Source organism: Achromobacter sp. JCM 18799 (assembly GCF_055395645.1).
Genome location: NZ_AP043866.1, coordinates 7,017,624 through 7,026,714 on the forward strand (window position 1 = coordinate 7,017,624; position 9,091 = coordinate 7,026,714).

The window sequence follows — 9,091 nt, forward strand, 5'->3', positions numbered from 1 at the left end:
AGTTTGCCATCCTATGCAAGGGCAACGCCTGCGCTTTTTGGTTTCAGGGCCAGCGCAGGCTTCTCTATTGCATACCAGCTAAACAGGCAAAAAGGGATCAGCATCGCCGCAATCATTGCCGGGGCGCCCAATTGGGATGTGTTCTCCAGTCGATAAACGACGAAAGCCATGATGGGGAAATGGTAGATATAGGCGCCATAACTCAAGTCAGGAAACCTGAACGGAACTAGCTTGGCTCCCGCGATACCAACCCAGACAATCGCCAATGTTTGGAACACCGCGGGCGGGAGCAATGAATATTCTCGGATGAGCGGCCGAGAAAGCAAGACGCAGATCAGGAAGAACCAGGGCACCCATGCGTTTACCTGCATGAGCCTACGCCGGTAGAGGTACATTAAATTTCCGCAGAAGAACGAGGCCGGCAGGAAAGACAGGGTTTGCACATATGCACTGAACTGCGCGCAGTAAATAACGTTGCCTAATGATATAAGCAGCAGTACCCATATCCACAATGGGCGCTTATAGGCACCACAAAGCCACAGGATGGCGAGCGCCGCATAGGCGATTTCCTCCCAGAGAAGAGACCAAAGAGGAAGGTTCGATCCGCCGGGCAACGCAACGATGCCGCCGGTTAGCCATGTCACGATTGAATTGACGGTGAAGGTTGGCCCCATCAAGAAAATCGTCAGAATGAACGATGCGATAAGCGCGGGGAAAATTCGCAGCAGTCGCTTTTTCGCGAATGTGATCCAAGATCCACTTTCCGAAAAACTCTTGAGAACTAGAAAACCACTAATACCCAGGAATGCGGGTACGGCAACTACCCATGGGTTCCATGAGAAGTTGCGGTCAACCTCGTTCCATACATGCGCAACCACGACCTCCAGGGCCAGCAATAAACGAAGGAGATCAAAATTTGGGTATCTATATTGCATGCTGAGTCTAGTTCGCGAATTTGGATCGCCCGGCAGTGATTCAGGGCTCGACAGCATTAAACACCAAACCCGCTTCGGCGGGTTTTTTTCGTCTATAGGGGACGCGATTGAACATCCAAGACTTCGATGCCTTCGCGGCAAAGTTCGCCGGCATCCTCGGCGCCGCGGTGTCCATGCGGTATTTGCAAGGGTCGTGGCCGGCGCGCCTCAGCATGGCGGCCAGTGGTTCGTTGGTGGCCTATTACGCATCGCCGTATTTGTCGATGCTGCTGGGGATCCCGGAAGGGCTGGCGGGTTTCCTGACCGGCATGTTCGGCATGGCCATCGTTTCGCGCGCCTGGGAGGCGGTGCAGGTCGCACCTATCGCGGCGCTGTGGCAAGCACTCATTGACCGCGTACGCGGCAAAGGGGCGTGACATGGACAGCACCATCTATCTCACCTTGTGGGCGGTATTGGCGTTCGTCTGCTGGCTCATCGTGGCCGGCGGCGCAGCTCTGGCCGTCTTTGCGCGCGGCATCAAGGACACAACTCTGGAGCGAATCGGCCTGTCGGCGGTCTGCCTGACGGCCACCGGCGCGGCCTGCCGCATCTTCGTGGCGGGCTGGGCGAGCGCTGGAGATGCCGCGCTCGCGGCTTCTGCCGCCTTCTACGTCGCTGCAGTGACTGTCAAACACATTCGGAGCCCAAAGCAATGAGCCAATTTCAGCTTTCGCAGCGCAGCCTGACGCGTCTGGTTGGCGTGCATCCTGACCTGGTCGCCGTTGTGAGGCTGGCCATCCAGCGCACGGCGGCGGACTTCACCGTGGTGGAGGGAGTCAGAACCGTTGCGCAGCAGCGCGAGTACGTCGCCCGAGGAACCAGCAAGACCATGAACAGCTTTCACCTGCTTCAAGCGGACGGGCTCGGCCATGCGGTAGACCTGGCGCCGCTGGTGAGTGGGTCGATCCCATGGAACAACTGGCAGGCGTTTGCCGACCTGGCCGTGGTGGTCAAGGCCTGCGCCGCCGAACTTGGCGTGCCAGTGGAGTGGGGCGGCGACTGGAAGATGCGCGACGGCCCGCACTTCCAGATCCCGCGCGACTGGAAGGGGCGGGCATGAATCCGTTGCTGCGCGCTGCGGCGCCGTACCTGATCGGGGCCGCGCTGCTGGCTGTCGCGATTGCCGGCATGCGCTGGTACGGCGCCAGCCAATACCAGGCCGGGGTCGACAAGGCCAACGCCGATCACACTCTGGCCGAGCTCACTGAGTTCAAGAGCCAGACCGCGCGCCTGGGCGGGATCTCCGGCACCCTGGAGGGCGCCCTGGTGGCATTACGCGATGCCAAGCCCAAGACCATCGAGAGGTACACCCGTGTCGAAGTCCAGAGTCCTCTGCCTGCTGGCTGCCGTATTGATGCTGAGCGGCTGCAGCACATCAACGAAGCCGGCCGCTTGGCCAATGCTACCCGCCAACCTGGTGCTGGCGTGCCCACCGGTGCCCGAGGTGACCAGCGATAGCTGGGATGACTTTGCCCGCAGCTATATGGCGCTGGCCCTGCAATATGGGGAGTGCGCCGCCCGGCACCAGAGTGTGGTGGACGCCTGGACCAAGCCCTAGCGCGGCGCCATCCCCTTTCGCAGCTTGCGCGGCGATTCCAGCAGCTCGGCTGTCATCTGGTCGCGCTCCAGCACGCAGGGCTCCTTGGCCAGGCCCGCCAGCAGATCGTCGTAGATGTCGCCCGTCAGGCCGGCCGGCCGCTTCAGTTCAAACGAAACCTGGTGCAGGCGCAATATGGCCGCGCGCAGGCGCTTCACCTCCCACAGCAGGGTGAGGACATCGGGATTCCAGGGCTGACGCTCCCGGATGGCCCGGAGGTCGGCGAAGGTGAGCGGGTCTTTGAACGGCATGGCGGAAAACACTGGTCAGGCATCCAGTATATTCCGCCTTAAATGGGGTCGATTGCGTCCGGCATCTGGTACTTGGAATTCCCGACCTCCTGCCGCACGGGGTGCCAGGTGAAGGCGGTTTCTGGTAGTCCACGCTCAAGCAGTGCCAGGGCGTCGCCGGTTGCGCAGTCCGGATCCATCCATTGCAGGGCGAGGTCGGGCGGCAATGCCACCGGCCGGCGGTCGTGCACGTCGATCATGCCGCCCGCGGCGTCATTCGTGACAATGGCAAAGCCGTGAGCTTCGTCCGGCTCGGCGCCGGGCCGCCAGTTGCTCAGGCCGGCGAAGAACAGTGGGGCATTGTCCGCAGCGTGGATGTAGTAGGGCTGCTTGGGCGGTTTCGGCCCCGTGCCCAGCGGCTTCCATTCATACCAGCCATCCGCTGGCACCAGGATGCGGCCGCGCGCGGTTAGCATCTTCCAGGGCCACGCCCCGGCCAGGATCTTATCCAGCCGGGCATTCGACATGAGGTACTTGGAATTGGTCGGCCGCCACCCCCAGGGTAGCCGGCCAAGCTCGAATTCACCGGCCAGCCTGTGCATCGCCAGTGGCCGTGTGCCAGGCGGGATGTTGTAGCGTGGCCCGGCCGAGTCGGTGAAGATCTGATGCTGGTTCGGGAAGATCCGTTCCACGTAGTCCATGGGTCCGGACTTCTGCACGATACGGCCGCACATACGCACCTCCAGCAGGAAGGGGAAGGGCCAGTATAGGGCCGCCTACCTGAGGAAGCGCAGCCTCGTGTGAGCATCCCTCGCCTGGCCGAGCGCGCCGCCGTCGACGCCCTGGCATTTCACCAAATGGTCAGCCCAGAGGGCCAGCGCCTCGGCCCGCTCCTTCCAGTAGCTGTACTGGTCGTAAATGCCCTCCACGCTTTTGAGCTTGTGGTTCAGGCACATCTCGGAGATATCGCGGCCGACGCCGAGGGCGCGCATGTGCGATTTCGCGGTGGAGCGCAGATCGTGCGGGGTGAAGCGCCGGACCTTGGGCTGGTAGTTCTGGATCCAGTAGTTGATGGCACCCCACACCCCGTCTTTCTGAATGGGCGCATCCCCGCCGTGTTTTTTTAGCCTTGCCACCGACCGCGCCGGCACGATGTACCTGGAATCCAGCGCCAGGCTATCCAGCTCGCGGAACCACCCCACCACCTGCGGCGCCAGTGGGATGTCCATGGCCGCCCCGGTTTTCGATTCCGGCACGTGCCACAAGCCGGCGCCTAGGCGCTTTACGGTCAGTTCGTCTGTCTTGATGTGCTGCCGCTGGGCGTTGGTGAACTCGGACACGCGCACGCAGGTCGCGGCGATGATCCACACGCTCAGCTGATTCTGGCGATTCATCTTGGCCTGCATGAACTCGGCGATCTCGTCATCGGTGAGCATGAGTCGCGCCTTGGCTTTCGGCCGCTTCCCGATGATTGCCTCCAAGCTGATGCCCACGCCGGGATTGATCACCACGATGCGCTGGCCGGCGGCATGCTTGAAAATCTCCCGGATGACAATGTAGAGGGTCTCCGTCTCGCGCCAGCCAGACTTGAGCGTTTTGTAGCCTGACTTCGTCTTGCTGATCAGCTCGATGACGTCAGTGTGGGTGATTTCTTCCACAGGCCGAGATCGCCATTCATCCTCTATCCGGACGAGCTGGCGTTTGTAGCTCCGATTCGTTGAGCCTGACAGGTGCTTGAGGACCTTCTCCTTATAGTCATCCACCAGCCACCCTATATTCTTGGCGGCTCTGGCTTTCTGCTTGGCGTCCCTTTTCTCGGCGGCCGGGTCTTTGCCAGCGTCGATCATGGCGCGCAGCCGGCTGGCCTCCTTGCGGGCCTCGGCCAGGCTGATGTCGGGGTAGTTGCCGATCGTGGCCTCGGCCCGGCGTCCGGGCATGCGGTACCGCAGCACCCAGGCGGCCGTCCCAGATTTCGACAGTGTGAAGGTCAGCCCCCCGCCGTCCGACTTGGCCACCGGCTCGCCGGCGCGGATCCAGTTCTTTATATGGATGTCGGCCAGCAGGCCCTGCAATACGCGCTTTGTCGCCATGACTCCCTCGATTTGGGTAGCTGGAGCGTCTAGCTACCCACCTAGCTACCCATTTTGTGCGAGATGGGAGGATAGCCTGTGAGAAGTCCAGAAAGAAAGCCGCGAGGTTTGGCGCGGCTTCCCGGGGGATTCTGATAAGTAGTGAGAAGCCGGGAACATCAGACAAGAATTATGTCGTACTGTTCTTGAGAGTACGCGCCTTCCACTTCCAGCGAAATGCGCTTGCCCACGAAGTCGCCCAGCATCGCCAGATGCTGGCTTTCTTCTTCGAGGAACAGGTCGACCACCTCTTGCGAGGCGAGGATGCGGAATTCCTTGGGATTGAATTGCCGCGCCTCGCGCAGGATTTCGCGCAGGATTTCATAGCAGACGGTGCGCGGCGTGCGCACGTTGCCCCGCGCCTCGCACATGGGGCAGGGCTCGCACAACTGATGCGCCAGCGAGTCGCGGGTGCGCTTGCGCGTCATTTCCACCAGGCCCAGCTGCGTAAAGCCGTTGACGGTCATGCGGGTGCGGTCGCGCGACAGCGCCTTCTTCAGTTCGGCCAGCACCGTTTCGCGGTGTTCCTGTTCCTCCATGTCGATGAAGTCCAGGATGACGATGCCGCCCAGGTTGCGCAGCCGCAGCTGGCGCGCGATGGCCTGGGCCGCTTCCAGGTTGGTCTTGAAGATGGTGTCGTCGAAATTGCGGCCGCCCACGAAACCGCCGGTATTGACGTCGACCGTGGTCAGCGCCTCGGTCTGGTCGATGATCAGATAGCCGCCCGACTTCAGGTCCACCCGTCGAGATAGCGCCCGGGCAATCTCATCGTCCACGTTGGCGGTGTCGAACAGGGGGCGCTCCCCGCTGTAGTGCTGGATGCGGCCCACGACCGAGGGCGTATAGATGCGCGCCCATTCCAGCATCGCGGCGCTGGTCGTGCGGGAATCCACAAGAATGGTGCCGGTGTTCGGGCCCACCATGTCGCGCAGCACGCGCTGCGCCAGGGTCAGATCCTGGTGCAGCAGGGCGGGGGCGGGCTGGGTGCGAGCCGCCGCCTGGACGCTGGTCCACAGTTTGCGCAGATACTCCAGGTCGGCAGTCAGTTCCTCGTCGTTGGCGCCTTCGGCCTGTGTGCGGACGATGAAGCCGCCTTTTTCCTCTGCCGGCATTAAGGCCTGCAGGCGTTCGCGCAGCTGGATGCGCTCGGATTCGTCGTCGATCTTCTGTGAAATGCCGATATGCGGATCGTGGGGCAGGTAAACCAGCATCCGGCCGGCCATGCTGATCTGGGTGGAAAGCCGTGCGCCCTTGGTGCCCAGGGGATCCTTGACCACCTGAACCATGATGGTCTGTCCCTCGAATAGCAGCTTTTCGATCGGAGTGGGAGTCAGTCCTTGGCTTCTTTCACCGCGGTTCTCGCGCAGGTCGGCAATGTGAATGAAAGCGGCACGCTCCAGTCCGATATCGATGAAGGCGCTCTGCATGCCCGGCAGTACGCGGACCACCCGCCCCAGATAAATATTACCGACATGGCCCCGCTGGATGCTGCGTTCCACGTGCAGCTCCTGTACCGAACCTTGTTCCACCAGCGCAACGCGGGTTTCGAAGGGGGTGACATTGATCAGGATATCTTCGCTCAGGGCGATGGCTGGGGGCATAGCGTGTTCGTCTCCAGTAAGGTGCGGCGTACAGGCGAATAGTAAACGTAGGGCAAGGTGGACGAGACAACTATCTATATGGGGCAACCGCGGGAATCACCACTATATATAGGGGAGAGGCGGCGATGGCAGCGGTGCAGGTCCACGGGTTCGCCGTTTTGCGCCACGCGAAAAAACTGTGCTATAGTCTCGCTCCTTCGCAGTTCGGGCAGTTCTGAAACGCGAAGCCAAGCAAGCACAACAGGTCGGGCAAGAAGATTCGAGCCAGGCCTGCCGCAAAGCAGTCAGAAATGAACGCCGCGCGGTTATTGCAAGGATTGCAGCAAGTTAGGCAAAAGCCAGTTGCACAATCTGCAAAAATCGTGTTATAGTCTTGGGCTTGGCAGTTGCCGAAAACTTAGGGTTAACCCTGATATTTCGATAGCTGCTAAGAGAAGCAGGCCTGAAGAGGTCGCAAGCAAGAAAGCGAAACGCAGTATGTGACGCTGACTTGACAAGCGAAAAAAACTTCTTCATAATCTCGTTTCTCTGCTGCAAACAACGCGGCGCCAGCGAAAGCGGCGTAGCGAAGTGAGCAGGCGGTAAGTAGTACAGAATTTAGCAGTACCGCTCTTTAACAATTAAACAACCGATAAGTGTGGGCGCTTGATGCGAGTGCAATGTGACTTCGGTCGCAAGCACAATGAAATCAAGTGCTCACTAGAAGTGAAGTACCTTAGATGTCAAGTTTAAGAACATACCTCACTTCCTTTGAGTAGCGACGTATGACTCGACCCTTTCGGGGGTTAAGAAATACGAAACAAATACAGAGATTAAACTGAAGAGTTTGATCCTGGCTCAGATTGAACGCTAGCGGGATGCCTTACACATGCAAGTCGAACGGCAGCACGGACTTCGGTCTGGTGGCGAGTGGCGAACGGGTGAGTAATGTATCGGAACGTGCCCAGTAGCGGGGGATAACTACGCGAAAGCGTAGCTAATACCGCATACGCCCTACGGGGGAAAGCAGGGGATCGCAAGACCTTGCACTATTGGAGCGGCCGATATCGGATTAGCTAGTTGGTGGGGTAACGGCTCACCAAGGCGACGATCCGTAGCTGGTTTGAGAGGACGACCAGCCACACTGGGACTGAGACACGGCCCAGACTCCTACGGGAGGCAGCAGTGGGGAATTTTGGACAATGGGGGAAACCCTGATCCAGCCATCCCGCGTGTGCGATGAAGGCCTTCGGGTTGTAAAGCACTTTTGGCAGGAAAGAAACGTCATGGGTTAATACCCCGTGAAACTGACGGTACCTGCAGAATAAGCACCGGCTAACTACGTGCCAGCAGCCGCGGTAATACGTAGGGTGCAAGCGTTAATCGGAATTACTGGGCGTAAAGCGTGCGCAGGCGGTTCGGAAAGAAAGATGTGAAATCCCAGAGCTTAACTTTGGAACTGCATTTTTAACTACCGGGCTAGAGTGTGTCAGAGGGAGGTGGAATTCCGCGTGTAGCAGTGAAATGCGTAGATATGCGGAGGAACACCGATGGCGAAGGCAGCCTCCTGGGATAACACTGACGCTCATGCACGAAAGCGTGGGGAGCAAACAGGATTAGATACCCTGGTAGTCCACGCCCTAAACGATGTCAACTAGCTGTTGGGGCCTTCGGGCCTTGGTAGCGCAGCTAACGCGTGAAGTTGACCGCCTGGGGAGTACGGTCGCAAGATTAAAACTCAAAGGAATTGACGGGGACCCGCACAAGCGGTGGATGATGTGGATTAATTCGATGCAACGCGAAAAACCTTACCTACCCTTGACATGTCTGGAATTCCGAAGAGATTTGGAAGTGCTCGCAAGAGAACCGGAACACAGGTGCTGCATGGCTGTCGTCAGCTCGTGTCGTGAGATGTTGGGTTAAGTCCCGCAACGAGCGCAACCCTTGTCATTAGTTGCTACGAAAGGGCACTCTAATGAGACTGCCGGTGACAAACCGGAGGAAGGTGGGGATGACGTCAAGTCCTCATGGCCCTTATGGGTAGGGCTTCACACGTCATACAATGGTCGGGACAGAGGGTCGCCAACCCGCGAGGGGGAGCCAATCCCAGAAACCCGATCGTAGTCCGGATCGCAGTCTGCAACTCGACTGCGTGAAGTCGGAATCGCTAGTAATCGCGGATCAGCATGTCGCGGTGAATACGTTCCCGGGTCTTGTACACACCGCCCGTCACACCATGGGAGTGGGTTTTACCAGAAGTAGTTAGCCTAACCGCAAGGGGGGCGATTACCACGGTAGGATTCATGACTGGGGTGAAGTCGTAACAAGGTAGCCGTATCGGAAGGTGCGGCTGGATCACCTCCTTTCAGAGCTTAGTGCTCGTGTTAAGCGTCCACTCTTATCGGTTGTTTGATATAGCTGGGATCAGTTGCAGGCTTGGGTCGAGGGAATCTTCCCTGGGTCTACAGCTTTCCTGACTGCTGATCCGAAAAGGTTTTTGGGTCTGTAGCTCAGTCGGTTAGAGCACCGTCTTGATAAGGCGGGGGTCGTTGGTTCGAATCCAACCAGACCCACCAAGTA

At 59.2% G+C, this 9,091-nt stretch carries 10 protein-coding genes, 1 tRNA gene and 1 rRNA gene; 7 read left to right on the forward strand and 5 right to left on the reverse strand.

The features are described from left to right. Positions 1 to 11: 11 nt before the first annotated feature. Entirely contained in the window at positions 12 to 935 is a 924-nt protein-coding gene (locus ACZ5YA_RS33310) for an acyltransferase family protein (RefSeq protein ID WP_464091822.1), read from the reverse strand. Between the two features lie 107 nt (positions 936 to 1,042). Here ACZ5YA_RS33310 and ACZ5YA_RS33315 point away from each other — a divergent pair, with 107 nt between their 5' ends. From ACZ5YA_RS33315 to ACZ5YA_RS33335, 5 genes are read left to right on the forward strand one after another with little or no spacing between them, the layout of a single operon-like run. Further along, complete coding sequence (locus ACZ5YA_RS33315; protein WP_464091823.1) at positions 1,043 to 1,351, forward strand: hypothetical protein; 309 nt, start codon at positions 1,043 to 1,045, stop codon at positions 1,349 to 1,351. Between the two features lies 1 nt (position 1,352). Next, on the forward strand, positions 1,353 to 1,631 hold the full coding sequence (locus ACZ5YA_RS33320; RefSeq protein WP_464091824.1) for a hypothetical protein: 279 nt from the start codon (positions 1,353 to 1,355) through the stop codon (positions 1,629 to 1,631). Further along, positions 1,628 to 2,035 (forward strand): M15 family metallopeptidase, encoded by a 408-nt coding sequence (locus ACZ5YA_RS33325; RefSeq protein ID WP_464091825.1) that lies wholly within the window; start codon positions 1,628 to 1,630, stop codon positions 2,033 to 2,035. Before ACZ5YA_RS33320 ends, ACZ5YA_RS33325 begins: the two co-directional genes overlap by 4 nt. Then, a complete protein-coding gene (locus ACZ5YA_RS33330) occupies positions 2,032 to 2,433 on the forward strand; it encodes a hypothetical protein (RefSeq protein ID WP_464091826.1) in 402 nt (133 codons plus the stop codon). The genes ACZ5YA_RS33325 and ACZ5YA_RS33330 overlap by 4 nt, the downstream gene beginning before the upstream one ends. Further along, positions 2,375 to 2,533: a hypothetical protein gene (locus ACZ5YA_RS33335; protein ID WP_464091827.1), complete on the forward strand. Its 159-nt coding sequence runs from the start codon at positions 2,375 to 2,377 to the stop codon at positions 2,531 to 2,533. The genes ACZ5YA_RS33330 and ACZ5YA_RS33335 overlap by 59 nt, the downstream gene beginning before the upstream one ends. Here ACZ5YA_RS33335 and ACZ5YA_RS33340 read toward each other — a convergent pair. The 4 genes from ACZ5YA_RS33340 to rng all read right to left on the reverse strand — a co-directional run bounded on the left by ACZ5YA_RS33340 (position 2,530) and on the right by rng (position 6,514). Continuing rightward, positions 2,530 to 2,823 (reverse strand): hypothetical protein, encoded by a 294-nt coding sequence (locus ACZ5YA_RS33340; RefSeq protein WP_175163409.1) that lies wholly within the window; start codon positions 2,821 to 2,823, stop codon positions 2,530 to 2,532. The two genes, ACZ5YA_RS33335 and ACZ5YA_RS33340, sit on opposite strands and share 4 nt — an antisense overlap. A 38-nt stretch (positions 2,824 to 2,861) precedes the next feature. Next, positions 2,862 to 3,536 (reverse strand): SOS response-associated peptidase, encoded by a 675-nt coding sequence (locus tag ACZ5YA_RS33345; RefSeq protein WP_464091828.1) that lies wholly within the window; start codon positions 3,534 to 3,536, stop codon positions 2,862 to 2,864. 42 nt (positions 3,537 to 3,578) lie between these two features. After that, the gene (locus ACZ5YA_RS33350) at positions 3,579 to 4,892 is read right to left on the reverse strand and encodes a tyrosine-type recombinase/integrase (RefSeq protein WP_464091829.1); all 1,314 of its coding nucleotides are present in this window, start codon (positions 4,890 to 4,892) and stop codon (positions 3,579 to 3,581) included. Between the two features lie 158 nt (positions 4,893 to 5,050). After that, a complete protein-coding gene (gene rng, locus ACZ5YA_RS33355) occupies positions 5,051 to 6,514 on the reverse strand; it encodes a ribonuclease G (RefSeq protein WP_059378637.1) in 1,464 nt (487 codons plus the stop codon). 832 nt (positions 6,515 to 7,346) lie between these two features. Here rng and ACZ5YA_RS33360 point away from each other — a divergent pair. Together ACZ5YA_RS33360 and ACZ5YA_RS33365 are read left to right on the forward strand one after the other, a co-directional pair. After that, positions 7,347 to 8,877, forward strand: a 16S ribosomal RNA gene (locus ACZ5YA_RS33360). Positions 8,878 to 9,010: 133 nt separating this feature from the next. Further along, a tRNA-Ile gene (locus tag ACZ5YA_RS33365) sits at positions 9,011 to 9,087 on the forward strand. The last annotated feature ends 4 nt before the right edge of the window (positions 9,088 to 9,091 follow it).

Bases quoted from the DNA above. Each gene is read 5' to 3' on its own strand.
- ACZ5YA_RS33310 (WP_464091822.1), bottom strand. From the start codon at position 935: ATGCAATATAGATACCCAAATTTTGATCTCCTTCGTTTATTGCTGGCC.
- ACZ5YA_RS33320 (WP_464091824.1), top strand. From the start codon at position 1,353: ATGGACAGCACCATCTATCTCACCTTGTGGGCGGTATTGGCGTTCGTC.
- ACZ5YA_RS33325 (WP_464091825.1), top strand. From the start codon at position 1,628: ATGAGCCAATTTCAGCTTTCGCAGCGCAGCCTGACGCGTCTGGTTGGC.
- ACZ5YA_RS33330 (WP_464091826.1), top strand. From the start codon at position 2,032: ATGAATCCGTTGCTGCGCGCTGCGGCGCCGTACCTGATCGGGGCCGCG.
- ACZ5YA_RS33335 (WP_464091827.1), top strand. From the start codon at position 2,375: ATGCTACCCGCCAACCTGGTGCTGGCGTGCCCACCGGTGCCCGAGGTG.
- ACZ5YA_RS33340 (WP_175163409.1), bottom strand. From the start codon at position 2,823: ATGCCGTTCAAAGACCCGCTCACCTTCGCCGACCTCCGGGCCATCCGG.
- ACZ5YA_RS33345 (WP_464091828.1), bottom strand. From the start codon at position 3,536: ATGTGCGGCCGTATCGTGCAGAAGTCCGGACCCATGGACTACGTGGAA.
- ACZ5YA_RS33350 (WP_464091829.1), bottom strand. From the start codon at position 4,892: ATGGCGACAAAGCGCGTATTGCAGGGCCTGCTGGCCGACATCCATATA.